Source organism: Comamonas testosteroni (genome assembly GCF_014076415.1).
GTDB lineage: Bacteria > Pseudomonadota > Gammaproteobacteria > Burkholderiales > Burkholderiaceae_C > Comamonas > Comamonas testosteroni_F.
In genome coordinates this window covers 2,486,404-2,507,399 of the sequence record NZ_CP043568.1, presented here as the reverse complement: position 1 = coordinate 2,507,399, position 20,996 = coordinate 2,486,404, and the positions used below count along the sequence as shown (strand labels likewise).

Genomic DNA, 20,996 nt, shown 5'->3' with positions numbered 1-20,996 from the left:
ATAGCTTCCAGCACCTGATGAGAAAGCGTTGGAGGCTATTTTGGGGAAGCAAAGAGATGTGACGTGGCAGGCACCGGCTACGCAAGCAACAGCTCAGGGCGCTGCAAGACCGGCTAACGCAACTTTGCTCTGTCCGCCGTAGCTGCGAATTCTGACGGCGGGCGGCCGAACTGCTTGCGGAAAGCCGCCGAATAGGCGCTATGGCTTTCATAGCCGCTTTCCAGCGCCACGGTCATGATGGCCATGCCCTGCAGCAACTGGGGGATGGAAGCCATCAGCCGCATCTGCTGATACCACCGACCCCAGTTCATCCCGGTGCTTTTCAGAAAACGACGGTGCAGCGTCTTTGGCGTCAGCGCGTGCTGCCGGGCCAGGGCTTCCACCGTGGTGCGCTGCGCCGGTGCACTCAGCATGCTCTCGCAGATGCGTCGCATCAGCATGTCTTCCGGCCATGGCAGGTAATACGGCAGCGGCGCCAGCGCCTTCAACTCCTCCAGCAGCAGATCGCCCAGCAGCGCATCGCGCGAGCGATGCGGCCCCTGATGGGGCAAGTCGACAAGCGCCGCCATCAGCTCCCTGACCAACGGCGAGACATGGAGCACGCAGTCCTGTGCAGGCAAGCCTGCCGAGCACGCCTGATCAATGAACAGACCGAAGGCTCGCACCGCCGTGGTCGCCGTGATCCGGTGCAGCATGCCCGGGCGCAGCCACACCGCAGTGGTCGGCGGAACCAGCCATTGCCCGCAGGGGGACTCGACCAGCAACACGCCTTCAGAGGCATAAATGACGTGACCACGGGCATGGCTGTGCTGCGGCACCACATGACCAGGCGGATAGCGCTGCTCCACGCCGGTGACAGGCAGTGACGAAAGCTGAGCATGCTGCAGATCCAGCGCATGCGCGCCATGTTCGGGGGATGCAAAACCCATTCAATCTGTCCAAATATCTACAACAAATGGATGTCTATCGATAGAAGTCTATACCGTTGACGACATAAAGTAGCCCTACCGTCTGCATCAACCCGCACTTTTGCCGTGAAACATCGCCACCCGCTTTCGCTACGCCTACTGGCTCTGACATCTGGTCGGGGTCCGCATGCACGCGTTCGCGCATGCTCCCATCCTGGTCTTCCCAGACCCCGGCCTTAGCCAGCCCCATCCGGGCAGGGAGACCAGGTGATCGTTTCTTCAACTCCAAGGTCTCTATGCTGGCTGATCCCTCTACCAAATACCGCGCATTTCCCGTTGTGGACCTGCCCACCCGCCAATGGCCTGCCCGTACATTGACGCAAGCGCCCGTGTGGCTTTCGACCGATTTGCGCGACGGCAACCAGGCGCTGTTCGAACCCATGAACCGCGAGCGCAAGCTGCGACTGTTCGAGGAACTGGTCGCCATCGGCTTCAAGGAAATCGAAGTCGGCTTCCCTTCCGCTTCGCAGACCGACTTCGACATCGTGCGTCACCTCATCGACGCCCAGCTGATTCCCAACGATGTCACGCCCATGGTCATCACCCAGCTGCGCGAGGACCTGATTGCCACCACCGTGCGCAGCGTGGCCGGCGCACGCCGCGTAATCGTGCACCTGTACAACGCCGTAGCCCCGGCCTTCCGCGAAATCGTCTTTGACATGGAAGTGCCGCAGATCATTGCCATGGTCGAGCACCATGTGCGCTATCTGCTCGAGCTGACCGAGCAGCACCCCGAAACCGAATGGGTGCTGCAGTACTCCCCGGAAACCTTTTGCATGGCCGAGTTGGAGGTTTCCCTCGCGGTGTGCAATGCCGCCATTGCCGCCTGGGATGCCGGCCCCAAGCGCCCCATGATCATCAACCTGCCGACCACGGTGGAGGTGTCCACTGCCAATGTATTTGCCGACCAGATCGAATGGATGGAGCAGCGCCTGGCACGGCGCGAACACATCACGTTGTCAGTACACCCCCATAACGACAGAGGCACTGGCGTAGCCTGTGCCGAGCAGGCCCTGCTGGCCGGCGCCCAGCGCGTGGAAGGCTGCTTGTTCGGCAACGGAGAGCGCAGCGGCAATGTGGATCTGGTGACGCTGGCCCTGAACCTCTACACCCAGGGCATTGCCCCGGGCCTGGATTTCTCCGACATCGCGGCCGTGGCACGCATCGCCGAAGCCTCGACGGCCCTGCCCATCCACCCACGCCACCCCTATGTGGGCGATCTGGTGTTCACGGCATTTTCCGGCTCGCACCAGGATGCGATTGCCAAAGGCTTTGCGGCGCAGAAAGCCGATGCTCCGTGGCGCGTACCCTATCTGCCCATAGACCCGCAGGACCTGGGACGTACCTATGACAGCATAGTGCGTGTCAACAGTCAGTCCGGCAAGGGGGGCATTGCCTTCCTGCTGCAGAAGGACAGAGGCATCACCATGCCGCGGCGCATGCAGATCGAGTTCAGCGCCATCGTCCAGGCCTGGGCCGACAGCAGCGAAACCGAGCTCAGCAGCGCACAAATCTGGGAGCTGTTTGAAGCCACCTACCTGCATGTCCGAGCCGGGTCTCGGTCACTGCGTTATGAAAGCCATCGCCTGTTCGACAGCCCGCAAGGCCAGGGTATCGAACTGCACTGGAACGATGCCGACGGGCAACCCAGGCTGCGCACCGGCATCGGCAACGGCCCTATTGCAGCCGCAGTCGCTGCACTGGAGTTGCCGTTGCGCATCGACAGCTACGAAGAGCGCAGCCTGGGCAACGGCGCCGATGCCTGCGCCGTTGCCATCATCGAAGCCGCATGGCCTGGCGTGCCCGGCTCACGGTTTGGCGTAGGCATGCACGCGAACATCGTCACCGCATCGGTGATGGCGGTCATGAATGCCGCTGCGCGCTTTGAGGGGGACATGATTCAGACCCGAGCGTAGCCTTCGATAGATCGTTGCTTCGCCCTGTCGTCGGCCGATACCGTTTGTTGAGGCCTGGCCTGCGCGGTGCCCTCCCTCATACGCCGACCCGGTCTTTTCCATCTATTTTCGGCGGGTCTGTCACAATTTTGGGGCGGGCCCGTTCTGCCGATGGAGGCCTCTGGCCACTTGGTGCATCGCCGATGTTGCGCTGCGTCACAGCACTACCAAACAGTCTGCACTACAAAGGCGACATCCGATTAGCATGAGGCATGCCATGAACACACTCCCTCCACAGGCCATCAGCCAGGATGTGCTGGCCGAAAAATATCTGGCCGACGGCGAGCAATCCGAACAAGACCTGTTTGCCCGCGTGGCACGAGCCCTGGCAGCCGTTGAGAAGCCCGAGATTCAAGCCCATTGGGAGCAAAAATTTCTGCTCAATCTGCAACTCGGCGCCATCGGTGCCGGCCGCATCATGGCGGCTGCGGGGCTGGACACCAAGGCCACCTTGATCAACTGCTTTGTGCAGCCCGTCGCCGATGCCACCAATGGCTTCGACACCCAGGGCAACCCCGGCATCTACACGGCGCTGTCGCAGGCGGCCGAGACCATGCGCCGCGGCGGCGGCGTGGGTTATGACTTTTCCAATCTGCGCCCACGTGGTGCGCTGGTGCGCGGCACCAATTCGAATGCGTCGGGGCCCTGCTCCTTCATCGATGTCTTCGATGCATCCTGCACCACGGTGGAGTCGGCGGGTGCGCGACGCGGCGCCCAGATGGGCGTGCTGCGCATTGACCACCCCGATGTGCTGGAGTTCATTACCGCCAAGCGACAAAAGGGCCGCTGGAACAATTTCAATGTCTCGGTCGGTGTCAGCAACGCCTTCATGCAGGCAGTCAGGGACGACGCCGAATGGGAGCTGGTGCATGTCGCCAGCCCCAGCGAGGCACAGATACAGGCCGGCGCCCATCGCCGCGACGATGGTCTTTGGGTCTATCAAAGCCAGCCTGCACGCACGCTGTGGGATGCCATCATGCGCTCGGCCTATGACTTCGCCGAGCCCGGCATTCTGTTCCTCGACAATATCAATGCCGATAACAACCTCTGGTATGCCGAGCAGATTGCCGCCACCAATCCCTGTGGCGAGCAACCCCTGCCGCCCTACGGCTGCTGCGATCTGGGCCCGGTCATCCTCACGCGCTTTGTGCGCGAGGCGTTCACCCCCCAGGCTTTCTTCGACCTGGAAGCCTTTCGCGCCGCCGTCGCGGTTCAGGTACGCATGCTGGACAATGTGCTGGATGCCACCGTCTGGCCCCTGCCCGAGCAGCAGCGCGAGGCACAGCAAAAGCGCCGCATCGGCGTGGGCTTCACAGGGCTGGGAGACGCCCTGATTCTGCTGGGCCTGCATTACGCCAGCGATGAAGGTCTGCAGCAGGCCGAAACCATAGCCCGCAATATGCGTGATGCAGCGTACGCAGCCTCGGTAGAGCTGGCACGGGAAAAAGGTGCCTTCCCGCTGCTCAACGCCAAGCAGTATCTGAAAAGCGGCTTTGCCAAACGCCTTCCCAAGGAACTGCGTGCGGACATCAGAAAACATGGGCTGCGCAACAGCCATCTGCTGTCCATCGCCCCCACGGGCACCGTGTCGCTGGCCTTTGCCGACAATGCATCCAACGGCATCGAGCCCGCTTTTTCCTGGACCTATACGCGCAAAAAGCGCACGGCCGACGGCGGCGAGCAGTTCTACACCGTGCAGGATCACGCCTACCGCCTGTACAAGGCCTTGCACGGCGATGAGGCACCGCTGCCCGAGTGCTTTGTCAGCGCCCTGGAGCTGAGCGCCAGCGAGCATGTGGCCATGATGCGCTGCGTCCAGCCCTTTATCGACACCTCGATTTCCAAGACCGTCAACATCCCGGCCGACTATCCGTTCGAGGACTTCAAACACCTCTATATGGAATGCTGGGAGGCCGGCCTCAAGGGCTGTGCCACCTACCGCCCCAACGATACGCTGGGTGCAGTGCTCTCCACAGAATCGGCCTCAAAACCCTCTCAAACGCCCACTGATAAAGCGCAAGCCGCTATCAGTTTTTCAGGCTCCAACGGCATGACAGCCGTGATCGAGCGCCGCCCCGAGGGGCCGCTCAACGCCGTGGTGGACAAGATCGAATATTTCACGCATGACGGCATAAGGCGTCTCTACCTGGTCGTCAGCTTCATGGTGGTCGACGGTGTGGAGCGTCCCATCGAGTTCTTCATGCCCGTGGGCCAGACCGGGGAGAGCCAGCAATGGATCACGGCCACCATGCGCAGCCTGAGCCTGGCCGCGCGTGGCGGCTTTCTCGACAAGGCCTTGGCCGATCTGCGCAAGGTGGCCTGGGATCGCGGCCCCGTGCGCTATGGCAGCAGAACGCGCGAGGACGGCAGCAGCATCCCGCTCTGGCACGACAGCGAGGTGGCCCTGCTGGCCTATGCCATCCAGAGCATCATCGCCAACCGTGGCCTGCCTCAGCCCGCGCCCAGCACGGCGGCCACGCCGGCATCTCCAGCTGAGAGCAATGCCTCAGTCACCGGTCAAAAATGTCCCGACTGCGGAGCACATGCCATGATCAAAAAGGATGGCTGTCAGTTCTGTACCGCCTGCGGCTTTGTGGGGTCATGCGGTTGAAGAATGGATCGCTTGAATTGCGACCAAGCGGAGCAGCGAGCTGGATGACAGGGCCCGCAGCAGCAGCGTCCATTCAGGCGGATGCCCAAAGCAGCGGTCCGACGCGTCTTCGGGCCCAACACCCTGCGCTCAACAATGCGAAGGGGGGCCGAGGCATGTGGAAACGCTAGGTACAGACGTTGATATCGAGGCCATCGATCATCGCTCTCTCATCTGAAAGGTGTTCCGTCATGAAAGTCAAAGTCCTCTGCTTCGGCATCTCGCTGGACGGTTACTCCGCTGGCCCCAACCAGGATTTGCAGCACCCCCTCGGCGTCGGTGGGCCTGAGATCCTTGAGTGGTTCTTCCCCACTCAAGTCTTTCAGCGCATGCATGGGGGGTCTCAGATCGGCGAAACAGGTGTCGACAATCAGATGGCCGAACGCTCCTTCGAGAACATCGGTGCGTGGATTCTGGGGCGCAATATGTTCGGACCGATACGCGGCCATTGGCCCGACGAAAGCTGGAAGGGCTGGTGGGGCGATGAGCCGCCCTATCACGTGCCCGCATTTGTCCTGACCCACCATGCGCGGCCCTCGCTGCGCATGCAGGGAGGCACTGATTTTCACTTCGTCACTGACGGGATTGCATCGGCGCTGGCGCAAGCCAAGGCAGCAGGTGATCGCGATATTCGCATTGGCGGCGGCGTAGCCACCGTGCGACAGTTCCTTCAGGCGCGCCTGGTCGATGAGATTCACCTAGCTGTACGTCCTCTGTTGATGGGGTCCGGCGAAAACCTCTGGCAGGGCTTGGACATGCGTGCGCTGGGCTATGAGGTCGCCGAAGTGAGACAGGGCGAACGAGCCATGCATGTGATGGTGCGCAAACAAGCGTAATGCCCGAAGCGCGCCATGCACAGCGACACGCTCAAAGAGCATGTAGACCCGACTCAGCGACTACACCTCACGTCCAGATTACCTTCACGCCTGACGTCACCCGTGCATAAGACCGTTGGCCCAGAGCTTGTTCAATTCCGCTTAGACGCTGCTCATCGATTCAACCGACAGCCTAGTCTTGACGCGACTTTTGCAGCGCATCGGGCTCGGATGACTCATCCAGTGTCACTGGCTGCGTGGACTCCGCTGGAGCCGCAGTGGCTTCAGGCTCCGGCTCCTTGGGCAAAGAGGCCCTTGCCACCTGGAGCATGTGCAAGGCCAGCGATTCATACAGCGGCCGCGCAATCATGCGCGAGATCATGCTGGCGATCATGGCCGATGCCATCAGGCTCAGCACCAGTGAGTGGCCGTCCACCATCTCCATCACGATGATGAAGGCCGTCAGCGGCGCCTGGGTGACTGCCGCCAGGAAGGCCGCCATGCCCATTGCTATCAATGCAGGAGCTATATCCGTAGTTCCAACAATCGATGCAACGTTATTCCCCACGCCTGCGCCAATCGACAGCGAAGGCGCAAAGATACCGCCGGGTACGCCCACCCAGGCCGATAGCCAGGTGGCGATGAATTTGAGCGTGACATAGAACTCGGGCACATCGGCCTCGCCCTGCAGCATATGCTTGACGGCTTCGGAGCCCGCGCCAAAGGTGGCGCCGCCGGTGACCACGCCAATGACGGCAATCAGCAGGGCCAGCGCTGCCGCAAAGCGGATGGGAAAGCGTGACCTGAGCTTGTTGAGACGCTCGGTGGACGAAGTCAGCGAGTGGGTCATGAGCTTGGCGAACAAGCCGCCCAGCACGCCGCAGGTCAGGGCCACGGCAAGACAAGGCAGCAGATCACGCCAGCCGAGCTCTGCCACACGAATGCGACCAAAGTAGCTCAGGTTGCCGAAGACCGAGACCCCCATCAGACCGGCCAGCACAATGGCCGCGATGATGAGCCCGCTGGAGCGCGACTCCAGCTTGCGCGAGAGTTCCTCGATTGCAAACACCACGCCCGCCAGCGGCGCGTTGAAGGCTGCAGCAATACCCGCCGCTCCACCAGCCACCAGCAAGGCATGGGTATTGATGACGGACTTGGGGCCCAACCAGCGTCGCGCCGAATGCATGACACCTGCAGCCACCTGCACAGACGGCCCTTCCCGTCCTATCGACAGCCCCGCAAGAAAGCCCGCGCTGGACAGCACGATCTTTGCAAACGACAGCCACAGCGACACAAAGCGCTTGCGCAAACCAGCATCGACCGATGGCTCCAGCGTGGCAATCACCTGCGGGATGCCCGAGCCGCTGGCACCGGGAGCCCATTTGCGCGTTGCCCAGACTGCTGCCGCCGTGATGGCGGGCATCCAGATCAGCACCAGCCAGCCATTGACACCGTGGTAGATGCTCTCGAAAAAGCCGAACGCCGCTTCGGCCAGCAGCGTGAAAGCCACCACACTCAGGCCCGCTGCCGCGGCATATGCCAGCACCACCGTCCGCTCCAGCCAGCGCTTTCCGTCGCGCATCTCTTCATTGAGGTTGTGAAAGAAATCTGGCTCTTGCTGCATGGGCGGGCAATCGTTTCGGAGCGGGGAAAATCGGCGAATGCATGTATTTTGCGCCTGCTACACGGCTTCACACATCGGCAATAGCCACAACAATCCACAAAGAGGTTTCCAGAACGGCCGCCCGAGGTGCAAAAAACCGTCAAAAATCCCGGCCAGCATCCGGTAGATAGCTCATGGCCGAGCAGACAGCTCCGGTCCATCTTTAGACTGCCGATTGGATGCATCGATAACCGGACAGCCCTTTGCGACAAAACGATCCGGAGTCCGCGGTCTCGGCCTGTGAACTCCGGACTATGCCCAAGATCACGCCTCTGACTCCCCCTGAAATAACCACTGCGATCTTGCAGCAGCGGTCATCTCGTTGATGCGACCAGAACCGTCCAGGCCAAGGCAGCCAGGCCGCCCGTCCCCACAAGCGCTGCAGCGCACCGAGGCATATAGGCGAGCAGCCATGTGAGGGCCAGCGCGGCCACACTCAGGCAGCCCAGCCAGACCAATGCTCCCACCGCGCCACCCCAGAAGCCTGCGCAGTGCCACAGTGCCAGCAGCATCAGCGCCGCCCCCGCCAGACGCAGCACGACCCGCACCGCCGGCCCGGGCTCGCCGCGCGGTACAAGCTGATCGCAATGCCTGTCCATCGCCTGGCTCAGCACCAGCATGCCTGCCAGACATAGCGCCACGGCGCAGACCATCACCGGCCACAGACTCATGCCAGGCCTTTCAGCGCCTGCAGCGCAGCCGTCAGCAAGGCAGCCGAGCCCGCCATCCATGCCATCACGCGCAGCAGGTTGCGCACATGGAAGGCCCAAAGTGCCACTGCGGTGTAGAGCAAAAAGCTGACCAAGGTTGATAACAACACCGCAGGTGCACGCTGCATGGCACCCACGGCCGCAAGCGCATGGGCCAGCACGGCGCATGCCAGCGCCGTGAGCGCATAGCCACCCAGCGTGACCATCAGCACGCGCAGCAGCACGGCCCAGCGATAGCGCGTGGTCTGTGCCTTGGTCATTGCCGCCGCTTTCATGTGAGACCTCCCGTAACCGCGCCACGACCCGCACGCTGCTGCTTCACGCTCTTGCTACGCTGCGACTTTTCATGCCGCCATGCGCCCCAGGCCACCAGCAGACCCAGCGCCATGCAGGTCAGCTCCAGCCCACCTCGCCGGTCGTCGCCCTGCGCCAGATATAGCAGCAGGTGATGGCCTGTAGTGATGGCATTGAGCAGTGGCAAACCCAGACACAGCAAGGCCAGCATCCATAGCTGTTCGCGCCATGCCTTATACGTTGTGCGCAGCAGAGCATGCAGCAGGCTCAGGGCCCAGACGGCAAAGAACACGCGGATTTCCCAGCTGGAACGCTCCTCCAGTACCAGGGGCAGCAGGCGATTGCCATACAGGTAGGCAATCGACGCCAGTGCAGCCCCTGCCAGCGCTGCCACATTGAGCGCGTCGATGCTGCGGTACATGGAATGCGTTGCCCCACCCCATTCATGACCGCTTTTTGCACGACGCTTGACTGCAAACAATATCGATCCGGTGGCAATCATTGCGGTGCCAATCAGACCCAGAACGAAGTACAGCCACTTCATCGTCCAGCCACCAAAGGTGATCAGATGCAGCGCGCTGATGACTGGATAGGTATCGCTCGCCAGATTGCGGGACAGGGGATTTGTAGGTGGCTCCAGCACCTGACCGCTGACGGCATCGAAGGTCACGGTACGCGAGGCGTTGACCAGGCGGCGCGTCGCCGCTGTCTCCGGTTTGCCTTCCGTGAAGCGTATCGTGGCCGGCGCCCCCTCAGGTCGCTGCACCACGACGCCCACAACAGGCTCCGTCAGCAGGGGCTGGGGCTGCTGCGCAAGGCTGACAAGGTCCACAGCTGCAATGGCAAGCACATTTGAAGGCGTATTCGCCTTGGGTCTGGCGCTCAACTCGGACTCATAGCGGCTGTAGGCCGAACGGTCCTGCCCATACAGCGAATGCAACGGCCAAGGCATATAGCTGGTGTAGAAATGCGCGAGTCCCGTGTAGACGATCATGAACAGAAACGGCAGCGTGAGCACGGCCGATGCATTGTGTGCATCGAGCCAGGAGCGTTGCCCCTTGCCAGGCCGGAAAGTGAAGAAGTCCTGAAAGATGCGCCGGTGAACGATCACGCCCGAGACCAGCGCCACCATCATGCACATCGATACCAGTCCCACCACCCAGAAGCCCGCGATGCCGCCCTGCAGGGAATAATGAAAGGACATGAAATGCCGGCCGCCTTCGGTCTCGCGCGTGGCGGGTTCGGGCAAGGCTTCGCCCGTCTGCGCATGCAGGCTGGCCTGCAGATCGCCGTCCTGGGTATGTGCGAATACCTTGACACCTTCGCCTGTGCGCAGCGGCAGACCGATGCGCCAGATACTCGCATCCGGCGCCGTCTTGCTCAGGTGCTGCTCGGCCAGCCGCAAGGCCAGCAGACGCTCGTCCAGAGAAAGCGGCTGCTGGCCGCTGCCCTCCAGTGGCCCTCCCTGCATCCATAGCGTGATGGGCTCACGGAACACGCTGATCGAGCCCGTCAGAAAAATGGCGCAGAGCAGCCAGCCGCACACCAGGCCGCACCAGGTGTGCAGCCATGACATGGTCTGGCGAAGTCCGGGCTGAGATGCTGGCTTGCCGCTCATGTCAGCCCACTCAGAATGCGCCACGCAAGGTCAGCAGGACACTGCGCGGCTCGCCATACCAGTTGCCACTGCCCGAGGTCCCAACCGTCTTGTAGTAAGTCTTGTCGAACAGATTGTGCACATTGAGTGCGGCCGACCAGTTGCGATTGATGCGGTATTGCACGCTGGCGCCCCAGACGGCGTAGCCGGCCTGAGCGAAGCGGAAAGGAACGGCATCTCCATCGTATTGGCCCGATGCCGGGTTGTAGCTGTTGGCCGTGCCGCTGACATAGGTGGCGCTTTGCAGCGTCACGCCACCGCCCAACGTCCATGGCGAGAGCTGGCCCTGCAACTGATACGTGCTCCACAGCTTGAACAGGTGCTTGGGTGTGATGGAGCTATAGACCAGTTGCGACGGGTCGGTCTTGTTGCGATTGTGGTTATAGGTATAGCCGGCAAACAACTGCCAGCCCTGCGCCAGCTGACCGTTCACTTCCATGTCCAGCCCCTGGCTGATGATCTTGCCCTGCGGGGCATAGCAGCAGCTCAGGCCCAGATTCCCCACATCCGTTTCCGGATAACGCGGATCACGCACCGCCTGCCCCTTGCGCTCGATACGGTACAAGGCCAGCGCAGTATTGAGCTTGCCGTCGGCGAGCTCTCCCTTCATGCCCAGCTCGAAGCTTCGACCCTTGATCGGGTCCAGCGCAGCCCCCGGTGCCGGCCCGGCCAGCATATTGGCCTGAGACTTGTGGATCTCGGTCACGCTGCCATAGGCCGTCCACTGCTTGCCCAGGTCATACACCAGGCCCGCATAGGGGGTGAAGATGCCGCTTTCGCTGTAGTACTCACGACCGCTGGCCCGAACACTGCCATCGGAGTTGTAGTTGATGTATGGCGTGTCGTAGGAGTAGCTGGCATAGCGTCCTCCGACAATGGCGGTGAGCTGATCCGTCAGGCTCAGGTTGGCACGACCATAAAAGCCTTTTTGCGTGGCACCATAGCCGGGATAGCTGCGCGTCATTCGCTCGCGTACCGCAGGGGGAATTCTGCCGGGATCGAACTCATGGACATTGGTCAGAGACAGCGATGTATCCATCTCGGAGTAATAGGTGTCCTGATCGTCACGGACCTTGCTCCAGTCCGCGCCGAGCAGCAAGCGGTGCTTGCGGCCGAACAGCGAGAACGGGCCGCTGGCATGCACATCCAGGCTTTTTTTCTCCGAACGAAAGTCGTTGGAAAAGCCGGTCCAGCTGGAGCCCAGACCTGTTGCAGGATCAACGGCTCCGCTGAGGCTGGCCAGCCGCGCATCGCTGTCCACCTTCTGATAATTGACTTGAGCCTTGAGCTTCCAGTCCCCCGCCAGTTGCTGGTCGAGCTGCGCAAAAACCTCCTTGGCACTCTTGTCGTAGTGGCTCCAGCCTGCCATCAGCGCGGTTTTGCGGGACAGCTTCAGATCGTCGCCATTGGCGGCACGCGGCAGGCCTTCGCGCCAGGGTGTGGCCTTGAGCTTGTCGTAGCTGGCTCCCAGGCTCACACGCGTGGAGTTGCTCACATCGGCCTCCAGAGTGCCGTAGAGCAGGCTGTTTTGCGAATCCGCTCCGCGATAGAAGAAGTTCTTGTCCGAATGCGCGAGCACTGCACGACCACGCAGGCTCCCTGCTTCATTCAATGGAGCCGCAACATCCAGCTCGGCCTGCTTGCGGTTCCAGCTGCCGGCGCCCACCGAGCCCAGAATCTGCCTTTGCGCCGTGGGACGCTTGCGCACCAGATTGATGGCACCGCCAGGCTCCCCGTTGCCGCTGAACAGGCCGTTGGCGCCTCGCACCACCTGCACACTGTCATACATGGCCAGATTGGGGTCGAACAGCTGCTGGCTGAAAGCGTCCACGCTGGCTCCGTCGATCTGCACATTGCTGATCTCGAAACCGCGCGACAGAAACTTGGTGGCCGCACCGCCCAACCCTCCCGCACCGCCATAGTCCACCGTCACGCCGGTGGTCTGTTGCATCACCTCCCCCACATTGCTCAGGGCCTGATCTTCAATGCGCTGGCGCGTCACCACCGAGATCGACTGCGGTGTCTCGCGGATGTCCTGCCCTTTGCCCAGGGACACGTGCGAGGCGGCATACGAGCCGCTGCCCTCCGTGGCTTCGCGCTGAGCCTGGGCCGTCACCGTCACTTCGCCCAGCATGCCGGTCTGGCTGCTGTGACGGCGCACGGTGATGGCCGACCCGACAGGCACAGCCTCCAGTCCGCTCCCCGCCAGCGCCTTGGCCAGCGCCTCGTTCAAGGTCTGAACGCCTTGCAGCGCCGGCGCCGTGCGGCCCTCCACCAAGGCAGCATCAACAGAGACCGACACCCCCCAGGTGCGTGCCAGCGAATTCAATGCCTGTCCCAGGGGCTGGGCAGGCAGGCTCAGGCTGCGCGAGGTGGACATGGCCGTCTGGCTGCTTGCGCTCTGGGCATGAGCCGTCGGCAACACCGCCAGAGCTGACCATGCCAGACAAGCCATGGCGCTGGCCAGAGCCACGCTGCGCAGACTGCCACAATGTGAACCCGCAGCCGTACCCTCCTCTTGTTCAGAAGAAAAATGAGAGTGATTTCTTTTCATCAGATGAATCCTGTGAATTGCTTGTCAAAGTGCTTTCACAGTGAAGACGCATGAAACGGCTTGTACCGGACAAAAAATTTTCGGTTCATCGCGCATTACCGGGGAAGGCTGCGCGAATCTTCAGAAAGAAATAGTCCTGATCGCGGTAGCCATAGGCCCGGCGCTTGATGACCTTGATGGTGTTGTTGATGCCCTCGACAACACTTGTGTTCAACGGATGCCGGCATCGGGCGATGATCCCGTGCAGGTAGCTTTGCAAGCGCTGAGCAAAGGTGCTCAGTGCTGTAATACCGCTTTGGCGCGCTTGCTCACACCAGTGCTGCCAGGCGCGATGCGCCCAAGCCGGACGACGGTAAAACCACAGCTGTTTTAGCTCATCGCGCAAGACGTATACCGCCATTAATGGCTCATTGGCCGCCAGCAGCTCCTTGAGCTGCACTGCTTGTTGAGCCTGCAGCTTGTTGCGATTGCGCAGTAGCAACCAGCGGCTGGACTTGAGCACCTTGCGCGCCAAGGGCTGTTGGCGCAGCAAGTTGGCCTGATCGACACGCACTCGGTCGATAACCTCCCGGCCATACTTGGCCACGACATGGAACAGGTCATAGACGATCTCGGCGTTGGGGCAGTTGGCCTGGATCTCCAGCTCGTAGGCAGTAGTCATGTCGATAGCAACCGCGCGAATGCGCTGGGCAACGCCAACGGGCAACTGCTCGAAGAACTGGCGGGCCGTCTCGCGTGAGCGCCCTTGCCCCACCCACAGCACCTGCCGGCTGATGGGGTCGATGACGACTGTGGCGTAGCGATGGCCCTTGTGCAACGCAAACTCGTCCATTGCCAAGTATTCGATCCGCTCCCATTGCGGCTGCGCGGTAGTGGCCAGCAATAAGGTCTTGTCGATGGACTTGACCGTGTGCCACCCAAGATCGAAGAAGGCCGCGACTGCCTTGATGCTGCTGCTGCGAAGCAACTGGCTGCACGCCTGTGCCAGACGGTCTGTGACGCGCTGGTAGCGACCGAGCCAGCTGAGTTTCTCCAGGCGCGGGCCACCACAGCTATCGCACCACAGACGCCGACGCGGCACATGCAGCACCACCTTGTACTCGAACAATGCCAGATCGCGCACGCGCCGTGTCGTGGTCTCATGGACTTGGCTGCACTGCGCACCGCAGCGTTCGCAATGCATGACGCTGGCCTGCGGCTTCAGATAGATCGACACGGTGCGGCTATCGCCCTGGGGCCACTGCACACGTTCAACCTCGTAGCCCTCCCAGCCGCCAAGAGCCTGCAATAACTTCGAGTCCAGCATTTGATTTGTTCTCCGATGTCAGCTTCGCTGTCGTCAGATTACAAAACGAACGGGCTCATCTCCACGGAATTCCTCGATGAACCAAATTTTCAGCCTGCCAGGCCTGCCGTCAGCGCCGGTGGATGGCGACTCTGCCATCGGGCAGCGACTGCAGCCGCACCGGCAGGGAGCGCGGCAGGCTGGCGATGAAAATGGCAGGCTCGCGCAGCTTGAAGCTGCCGGTCAAACGCAGCGCTTGCAAAGAAGCTGCATCGTCCAGCACCATTGGCTGGGCCAGGTAGTCATTCCAGCGCGCTACAACCTCGGGCAGAGGCGTGTGGTCAAACACCAGCCAGCCTTCGCGCCAGGCGCCCACATCCACCGCGCTCAGGGAGTAAGGGGCAGGCTGGCCGCCTGCATCCACGCGCAGGCCCTGGCCTGCGGTCAGGAGCGCGTCCGGGGGGCGATCGGCCATGCCGCCCTGCTTCCACACTGCCACACGCCCCTGAGCAACACTGACCTGCAGGCCGGCGGGCCGTAGCGCCACAGAGAAAACCGTGCCCAGCACACGTACGCGGCCCAGGGCCGTGTGCACCTCAAGGGGACGCTCTGCGTCATGGACTACGTTGAGCCGGATTTCGCCCTGCTGCAGATGAACCTCGCGACGCTGGCGGTACAGCAGCACCGATGCATCGGTGCCTGGCGCCAGATCAAGCTGGCTGCCGTCGGGAAGATGGCGACTCAGTTGCTGGCCATGGCCCGTATGCAGCGCCATCTGATCCAGAGGCTGCAGCCAATGCCAGCGGCCGAGCATGCCGGCAAGGCCGGCCACACCGGCCACCCCCAGCACGGACAGCGCACGACGGCGGGTCTGCTGCACACGCGCCGAATGAGTGGCGGGCAAAGGCATCTCGCCCTGCAAAGCGCTGCATTGCGTCGCTTTCCAGGCTGCCATGGCGGCCTGCGCCGCCTGTTCGTTCGCCGGTCCCCTGGCTCGCCAGCGCGCCAGCGCCTCGGTCGCAGCCTGCGCCGCTTCAGGACTTGCGCCATGCTGGCGCGCAATCAGCAACAAGGCCTGCTCCAGGCGCTTGCGATCCGGCATGCCGAAGGAAACGTCGACACTCATGAGGTCAGCCCCATGCAATCACATACGGCGCGCACCACATGCTTTTCAATGGCGGCTTCGCTGATATTCATATGGGCTGCAGCCTCGGCATGGCTGAAGCCATAGATTCGCACCAGCACAAACACCTCGCGGCGCTTGCGCGGCATGGCCTGCAAACGGCGAGACAGCAGGGCCAGTTGCTGTCTCTCTTGCGCCTGCCGCTCGGGCGAGGGAGCTTCGTTCGCAGCCACCACGGCCAAGGTCTGCAGCATGCAGGCTTCGGCAGTGCGGCGGCGTGCATCGTCGATCACGATGTTCTTGCCGGTACGAAACAGCAGTGCCCGCAAGTCCCGCACCGCAAGCTCTCGCGACTGCATGGCAAATACCCGGGCATAGCTTTCCTGCACCACATCTGCAGCAGCATCTCGGCTATTGAGCGAGCGAGCAAAGAAACTGACGAGTTCTGCGTAATAGTGCGCAACCACGGATACACCTCGACCTCTTGCGAGGCATGCCGCCCAGGCTCTGGAATCGGCCGCAAAGCATGCAGCTACGGGGCGGGAAGCGCAGACTTTACCAGATAATAAGAATCAATCTCATTAATAGACAATCTCAAAGCCTCTTCGCATCGATGCAGAGCCGGCGTCGCGACAGGCGGTGAACCTGCGGCTCCATCGCTGATCAGATCGCGTAATACCAGCGCCTGACGGTTTCACCGGCCCTGGCCAGCACGGCCTCACGCCCCGCACCATCGAGCTGGCTGCCGGTCAGATAGGCTGTCACCAGCAGCGGCGCAGATTGCTCGGTAGGCCAGACGATAAGGGTGTCGCAGGCCGTGCCCCTCTCGCCGCTGCCCGTCTTGCCACCCACCTTCCAATCGGCGGGCATGCCGGCACGCACACGCTTGTCGCCGGTACGGCTGTCCACCAGCCATTGCTGCAACAGGGCGCGGGCATAGCCCTCCAGCACATCGCCCAGCAGCAACTTCTGCAGGCTCTGCAACATGGCCTGCGGCGTCGTGGTGTCGCGTTCATCGCCGGGCAGCGCGGTGTTCAGCGAAGGTTCGTTGCGGTCCAGCCTAGTGATGCCGTCACCCAGTTCGCGCAGCCATTGCGTCAGCGCCACCGGCCCGCCGCTGGCCTCTAGCAGCACATTGGCCGCCGTGTTGTCGCTGACAAGCACCATCGCTTCGCACAGCTCCTGCACCGTCATGCCGCCATTGGCTCCAGCACGCTTTTCGGATATCGGCGACCAGGCCACGACCTCGGAAGGAGAGTAATAGAGCTTGCGCCACAGTCGAATCTCGTCTCTCTGGGCCAGATACAGCACACGTGCTGCCAGCAAGGTCTTGAAGGTGCTGCACATGGGAAAGCGCTCGTCGCCACGCCAGCCTGCCTCGGCACTGCTGACGGTATCCAGCACATACAGGCCGAGCCGGCCCCGAGACTGAATTTCCAGCGCCGCCAGCTCGTCGCTCAATGCTCTCGCCGCTGCGGCCTGCTGCTTGGAGATAAAAGCACAGCCGCTCAGTCCCCAGACCCCTAGGCCCAAGGCCAGTCCTGTTGTCAGCATGCTGCGTCGTTGCATAAGATCCTCTTTTGGTTAACTGCCATGGTTTGAAGCATAAATCGGTAGATTCGTACGAACCAGCAGTAATAATTGACACGATCCATTAGAAAAACTTTTATCTTGATTGAGGTATGCAGCTACCACTGAACGCCTTGCGCATGTTTGATGCAGCCGCCCGTCACCTGAGCCTGACCCGCGCAGCACAGGAGCTGCATGTGACGCAGGCCGCCGTCAGCCAGCACATCCGCAATCTCGAGGAACGCCTGGGCAAACCTTTGTTTCGTCGCCTGCCGCGTGGCTTGGCCCTGACCGACGAAGGCCAGGCTTTGTGGCCCGTGGTAGCGCAGAGCTTCGAGCGCATAGAACAATCGCTGCAGCAGGTGGCAGAGCCACGACCACGCGAAATTCTGACCGTGGGCGTAGTCGGCACTTTTGCCATCGGCTGGCTGATCCCCAGGCTGAGCCAGTTCCAGCAGTTGCATCCCTATATAGACCTCAGGCTGCTGACCAATAACAATCGTGTGGATCTAGCCGGCGAAGGACTGGACGCCGCCGTGCGGTTTGGCGACGGTGCCTGGCATGGCACGCACGCGCAGATGCTGCTGCGCGCTCCGCTCTCTCCCATGTGCATCCCCATGCTGGCACAGCAACTGCGCGAGCCTGCCGACCTGGCCCGGCAAACCCTGCTGCGCTCCTATCGGACCCAGGAATGGGAAGGCTGGTTTGCCGGCCTTGACCAGGCTGCCCCAATGGCGCGTGGAGCCATGTTCGACTCTTCGCTGACGCTGGCCGAGGCCGCCGCCCAAGGCGCAGGCGTGGCCTTGCTGCCCGCGCGCATGTTCGAGCACATGCTGCAGCAGGGTCGACTGGTGCGCCCTTTTGCCCACGAGGTCGATACCGGCGCCTACTGGCTAACCTATCTCAAGTCACGCCAGGCCAGCGCCGCCCTGCAGACCTTCAGACAATGGCTGATGACCCAGCTGCAAACCGACTGAAACCAGCTCTCCTTAATGGATCAAACCGTTTCATGCCCATCGTTTCAAGCCATCAATCCGTGAGCACTCCAAAACATCTAAGCCGCACAGGCCTGCATGGCTTCAGGGCAACAGGTACAGTACACGCCCAGCAAGCGCCATGGCGCTTTGGTTTCATTCATCTCATCAGACACCTGCCTTGACTGCCGCCGCCACCCTGCCCGTCCTGTACTCCTTCCGCCGCTGCCCCTATGCCATTCGCGCCCGTCTGGCGCTGGCCCATGCGGGCCTGGCTTGTGAACTGCGTGAAATCAATCTGCGCAACAAGCCGCAGGCACTGCTCGACGCATCGCCCAAGGGCACGGTGCCCGTGCTGGTGCTGCTGGATGGGAAAGTCATCGACCAGAGCCTGGAGGTGATGCTGCATGCGCTGCGCGACAACGACCCCGATGGCTGGCTGCAACCCACGCATGGCAGCCTGGAGGACATGCTGGGCCTGATCGAGCGCAATGACGGCTTCTTCAAGCAGGCTCTTGACCGCTGCAAATACCCCGAGCGCCACGACGCCGAGGCAGTGAACCAGGCCCAGGCCGATGCGCTGACCTGGCTGTCGGCACTGAACGATCAGCTCGAGGAGACCGGCTATCTGTTCGGCCTGAACCCCAGCCTGGCCGATATGGCACTGCGCCCCTTCGTAAGGCAGTACGCGCGCATCGACGAAGCGCAGTGGAACGAGCAGCCATGGCCTCATCTGCAGCATTGGCTGCAACGCTGGATTGACTCGGCCCTGTTTGCCGAAGTCATGGAAACCTATCCAGGCTGGGTGCCGGGCAGCAAGGGGCCGACATTTGTTGGCGAGAGTGTGGAAAGCCTCTGATGGCGCAACCAGAGCTGCGAACGCGTGATTGACAGCTATGGCAAGCGTTTCAGAACCATTAAAAAACCCCGGCAGCTTAGGCTTGCCGGGGTTTTTTAATGCATTGCCATCAACGAGATTCAGCGCTTCGCGCCCTTGAACAGCAGTACCGCCAAAATCACGACAAACGCCACTAGGCAGACAAACGACCAGTTGGCAATGGAGCCGCCCAGCAAAGTCCAGTCAATGGCAGCGCAGTCGCCCGAGCCCTGGAAGATCATAGGGATGGAGCGGCTGAAGGAGTAGTGCTCGATCATGCCGTAGAAGTCACGGCCGCAGGTCGCGAACTCGGGGGGATACCACTGCAGCCAGCTTTGGCGTGCTGCTACAAACGCCCCGAAACCGCTGGTCAACAGGGCCAGAATGCCAAAGCTCATCCACCAGCCTTTTTGACCTCTAAGGCTTGCCAAGCCTGTGAAGATAGCTACCAAAATCAGTGCATAACGCTGCACGATGCACATGGGGCAAGGCTCCAGGCCCACCACATGCTGCAAGTAAAGGCCAAACGCCAGCATGGCCACACAGGCGACGCTGATCAGCGCCAGGATGCGCCGCGGCGCGGTTTCAAACCATTGAAGCATCATTATCTTTCTGCGAAATTTCTGAATCATGCCAACATCAAGGATAACGCCCTCTGATGCCTGCATGACTCCTTCGCAGAAGACTGCAAGCCAGGGCCGCCTCGCGGCGACCCTGTGTGATCCCCGAGAGGGGGAAGGCGCATAGCGCCTCAGAGGGTGTCAAATCCCAGCCGCCTCATCCAGGAACACCTTGGCCCGGCGCGGCGTCACCACCAGGGTTTCACCTTCGCGCAGACCCATGTCCTTGAACTGCTGTGCGGGAATCTGGGCTTCGATCAGCCCCTCTTCACCGGCATGGCTGGCATTTGGTGTGGTCTCGGAGGGAATAAGTTCCAGCCTGGCGATGGGGCCGACCACAATGGCGCGCGAAAGCTGGGCCACAATGCCTGTCGGACGCCCCTGGGCGTCGAGGTTCTGGCCCGGTGAATAGCGCTCCACTTCCAGATCATGGGGTCGCACATAGGCAAAAGCCTGGCTGTCCTGGGCACCGCGCGCATCGCTGCTGTCGAGCTGCATGCCTTCGTCCAGATAGACTCGGCCATCGCTGGCGCGCCCCTTGAACAGGTTCACATCGCCCAGGAAACCATAGACAAACGGTGTGGCGGGGTTGTCCCAGACCTGCTGGGGCGTGCCTTCCTGTTCGATCTTGCCCTGGTTGATGACCACGACGCGGTCCGCCACTTCCAGCGCCTCTTCCTGGTCGTGGGTCACGAAGATGGAAGTCACATGCAATTCGTCATGCAACTGACGCAGCCAGCGACGCAGTTCCTTGCGCACCTTGGCATCCAGCGCACCAAAGGGCTCGTCAAGCAGCAACACCTTGGGCTCGACGGCCAGGGCACGGGCCAGTGCAATACGTTGACGCTGGCCGCCCGAGAGTTGCGACGGATAGCGCTCTGCAATCCAGTCCAGCTGCACCAGCTTGAGCAGCTTCATGACCTTTTCCTTGATGACGGCCTCGCTGGGGCGTTCCTTGCGCGGCTTGACACGAAGGCCGAAAGCCACGTTCTCGAACACGGTCATGTGGCGGAACAGCGCATAGTGCTGGAACACAAAGCCCACGTTGCGATCGCGCACATGCACATCGGTGGTGTCTTCTCCACTGAAGTGGATGCTACCCACGTCGGCAGTCTCCAGACCCGCGATGATGCGCAGCAGCGTGGTCTTGCCGCAGCCCGATGGGCCGAGCAAGGCGATCAGTTCGCCCGATTTGATATCCAGACTCACATCGCGCAGGGCCTGAAAATCGCCGAACTGCTTGCTGACATTACGAATTTCGATACTCATGATGAATCTCTTG

Annotated in this window: 17 protein-coding genes; 5 read left to right on the top strand and 12 right to left on the bottom strand. The window is 61.7% G+C overall.

The genetic code is table 11. The features are described from left to right. Positions 1-113: 113 nt before the first annotated feature. A complete protein-coding gene (locus F0P97_RS11435) occupies positions 114-929 on the bottom strand; it encodes an AraC family transcriptional regulator (RefSeq protein WP_182286802.1) in 816 nt (271 codons plus the stop codon). 275 nt (positions 930-1,204) lie between these two features. On the opposite strand from F0P97_RS11435, the gene F0P97_RS11430 reads away from it, so the two are divergent. The 3 genes from F0P97_RS11430 to F0P97_RS11420 all read left to right on the top strand — a co-directional run bounded on the left by F0P97_RS11430 (position 1,205) and on the right by F0P97_RS11420 (position 6,409). Next, a complete protein-coding gene (locus tag F0P97_RS11430; protein ID WP_182286801.1) occupies positions 1,205-2,884 on the top strand; it encodes a 2-isopropylmalate synthase in 1,680 nt (559 codons plus the stop codon). 256 nt (positions 2,885-3,140) lie between these two features. Further along, entirely contained in the window at positions 3,141-5,534 is a 2,394-nt protein-coding gene (locus F0P97_RS11425; protein WP_182286800.1) for an adenosylcobalamin-dependent ribonucleoside-diphosphate reductase, read from the top strand. A 230-nt stretch (positions 5,535-5,764) separates the two neighbouring features. Beyond that, the gene (locus F0P97_RS11420; protein ID WP_182286799.1) at positions 5,765-6,409 is read left to right on the top strand and encodes a dihydrofolate reductase family protein; all 645 of its coding nucleotides are present in this window, start codon (positions 5,765-5,767) and stop codon (positions 6,407-6,409) included. A 172-nt stretch (positions 6,410-6,581) separates the two neighbouring features. On the opposite strand, the gene F0P97_RS11415 is transcribed toward F0P97_RS11420, so the two are convergent. The 9 genes from F0P97_RS11415 to bla form a co-directional block, all read right to left on the bottom strand. Continuing rightward, complete coding sequence (locus F0P97_RS11415; RefSeq protein WP_182286798.1) at positions 6,582-8,012, bottom strand: chloride channel protein; 1,431 nt, start codon at positions 8,010-8,012, stop codon at positions 6,582-6,584. A gap of 353 nt (positions 8,013-8,365) precedes the next feature. Continuing rightward, a complete protein-coding gene (locus F0P97_RS11410) occupies positions 8,366-8,722 on the bottom strand; it encodes a DUF3325 domain-containing protein (protein ID WP_182286797.1) in 357 nt (118 codons plus the stop codon). Next, the gene (locus F0P97_RS11405; RefSeq protein ID WP_232538207.1) at positions 8,719-9,036 is read right to left on the bottom strand and encodes a hypothetical protein; all 318 of its coding nucleotides are present in this window, start codon (positions 9,034-9,036) and stop codon (positions 8,719-8,721) included. The genes F0P97_RS11410 and F0P97_RS11405 overlap by 4 nt, the downstream gene beginning before the upstream one ends. After that, positions 9,033-10,673: a PepSY-associated TM helix domain-containing protein gene (locus F0P97_RS11400; protein WP_182286796.1), complete on the bottom strand. Its 1,641-nt coding sequence runs from the start codon at positions 10,671-10,673 to the stop codon at positions 9,033-9,035. Before F0P97_RS11400 ends, F0P97_RS11405 begins: the two co-directional genes overlap by 4 nt. A gap of 10 nt (positions 10,674-10,683) precedes the next feature. Continuing rightward, positions 10,684-13,266 (bottom strand): TonB-dependent siderophore receptor, encoded by a 2,583-nt coding sequence (locus tag F0P97_RS11395; protein ID WP_182286795.1) that lies wholly within the window; start codon positions 13,264-13,266, stop codon positions 10,684-10,686. A gap of 85 nt (positions 13,267-13,351) precedes the next feature. Then, positions 13,352-14,572 (bottom strand): ISL3 family transposase, encoded by a 1,221-nt coding sequence (locus tag F0P97_RS11390; protein WP_182284095.1) that lies wholly within the window; start codon positions 14,570-14,572, stop codon positions 13,352-13,354. Positions 14,573-14,681: 109 nt separating this feature from the next. Next, positions 14,682-15,677: a FecR family protein gene (locus F0P97_RS11385; protein ID WP_182286794.1), complete on the bottom strand. Its 996-nt coding sequence runs from the start codon at positions 15,675-15,677 to the stop codon at positions 14,682-14,684. Further along, positions 15,674-16,141 (bottom strand): sigma-70 family RNA polymerase sigma factor, encoded by a 468-nt coding sequence (locus tag F0P97_RS11380; protein WP_182286793.1) that lies wholly within the window; start codon positions 16,139-16,141, stop codon positions 15,674-15,676. Before F0P97_RS11380 ends, F0P97_RS11385 begins: the two co-directional genes overlap by 4 nt. A 196-nt stretch (positions 16,142-16,337) precedes the next feature. Continuing rightward, positions 16,338-17,243, bottom strand: a complete 906-nt coding sequence (gene bla, locus F0P97_RS11375) for a class A beta-lactamase (protein ID WP_182286792.1) — start codon at positions 17,241-17,243, stop codon at positions 16,338-16,340. 113 nt (positions 17,244-17,356) lie between these two features. Here bla and F0P97_RS11370 point away from each other — a divergent pair, with 113 nt between their 5' ends. Further along, positions 17,357-18,220 carry a LysR family transcriptional regulator gene (locus F0P97_RS11370; RefSeq protein ID WP_182286791.1) on the top strand — a complete coding sequence of 288 codons (864 nt, stop codon included), beginning with the start codon at positions 17,357-17,359 and terminating at the stop codon, positions 18,218-18,220. A 139-nt stretch (positions 18,221-18,359) separates the two neighbouring features. Beyond that, positions 18,360-19,076, top strand: coding sequence for a glutathione S-transferase (locus tag F0P97_RS11365; protein WP_182286790.1), 717 nt, complete (start codon positions 18,360-18,362; stop codon positions 19,074-19,076). A gap of 119 nt (positions 19,077-19,195) precedes the next feature. On the opposite strand, the gene F0P97_RS11360 is transcribed toward F0P97_RS11365, so the two are convergent. Then, positions 19,196-19,696: a disulfide bond formation protein B gene (locus F0P97_RS11360; protein WP_371878543.1), complete on the bottom strand. Its 501-nt coding sequence runs from the start codon at positions 19,694-19,696 to the stop codon at positions 19,196-19,198. Positions 19,697-19,855: 159 nt separating this feature from the next. Next, positions 19,856-20,983 (bottom strand): sulfate/molybdate ABC transporter ATP-binding protein, encoded by a 1,128-nt coding sequence (locus F0P97_RS11355; RefSeq protein ID WP_063661045.1) that lies wholly within the window; start codon positions 20,981-20,983, stop codon positions 19,856-19,858. Positions 20,984-20,996 lie beyond the last annotated feature (13 nt).

What these genes read in the sequence shown, in the direction of transcription:
- F0P97_RS11435 (WP_182286802.1), bottom strand. Translation starts at nt 929, where the DNA reads ATGGGTTTTGCATCCCCCGAACATGGCGCGCATGCGCTGGATCTGCAG.
- F0P97_RS11430 (WP_182286801.1), top strand. Translation starts at nt 1,205, where the DNA reads ATGCTGGCTGATCCCTCTACCAAATACCGCGCATTTCCCGTTGTGGAC.
- F0P97_RS11425 (WP_182286800.1), top strand. Translation starts at nt 3,141, where the DNA reads ATGAACACACTCCCTCCACAGGCCATCAGCCAGGATGTGCTGGCCGAA.
- F0P97_RS11420 (WP_182286799.1), top strand. Translation starts at nt 5,765, where the DNA reads ATGAAAGTCAAAGTCCTCTGCTTCGGCATCTCGCTGGACGGTTACTCC.
- F0P97_RS11415 (WP_182286798.1), bottom strand. Translation starts at nt 8,012, where the DNA reads ATGCAGCAAGAGCCAGATTTCTTTCACAACCTCAATGAAGAGATGCGC.
- F0P97_RS11410 (WP_182286797.1), bottom strand. Translation starts at nt 8,722, where the DNA reads ATGAGTCTGTGGCCGGTGATGGTCTGCGCCGTGGCGCTATGTCTGGCA.
- F0P97_RS11405 (WP_232538207.1), bottom strand. Translation starts at nt 9,036, where the DNA reads ATGAAAGCGGCGGCAATGACCAAGGCACAGACCACGCGCTATCGCTGG.
- F0P97_RS11400 (WP_182286796.1), bottom strand. Translation starts at nt 10,673, where the DNA reads ATGAGCGGCAAGCCAGCATCTCAGCCCGGACTTCGCCAGACCATGTCA.
- F0P97_RS11395 (WP_182286795.1), bottom strand. Translation starts at nt 13,266, where the DNA reads ATGAAAAGAAATCACTCTCATTTTTCTTCTGAACAAGAGGAGGGTACG.
- F0P97_RS11390 (WP_182284095.1), bottom strand. Translation starts at nt 14,572, where the DNA reads ATGCTGGACTCGAAGTTATTGCAGGCTCTTGGCGGCTGGGAGGGCTAC.
- F0P97_RS11385 (WP_182286794.1), bottom strand. Translation starts at nt 15,677, where the DNA reads ATGAGTGTCGACGTTTCCTTCGGCATGCCGGATCGCAAGCGCCTGGAG.
- bla (WP_182286792.1), bottom strand. Translation starts at nt 17,243, where the DNA reads ATGCAACGACGCAGCATGCTGACAACAGGACTGGCCTTGGGCCTAGGG.
- F0P97_RS11370 (WP_182286791.1), top strand. Translation starts at nt 17,357, where the DNA reads ATGCAGCTACCACTGAACGCCTTGCGCATGTTTGATGCAGCCGCCCGT.
- F0P97_RS11365 (WP_182286790.1), top strand. Translation starts at nt 18,360, where the DNA reads ATGGCGCTTTGGTTTCATTCATCTCATCAGACACCTGCCTTGACTGCC.
- F0P97_RS11360 (WP_371878543.1), bottom strand. Translation starts at nt 19,696, where the DNA reads ATGCTTCAATGGTTTGAAACCGCGCCGCGGCGCATCCTGGCGCTGATC.
- F0P97_RS11355 (WP_063661045.1), bottom strand. Translation starts at nt 20,983, where the DNA reads ATGAGTATCGAAATTCGTAATGTCAGCAAGCAGTTCGGCGATTTTCAG.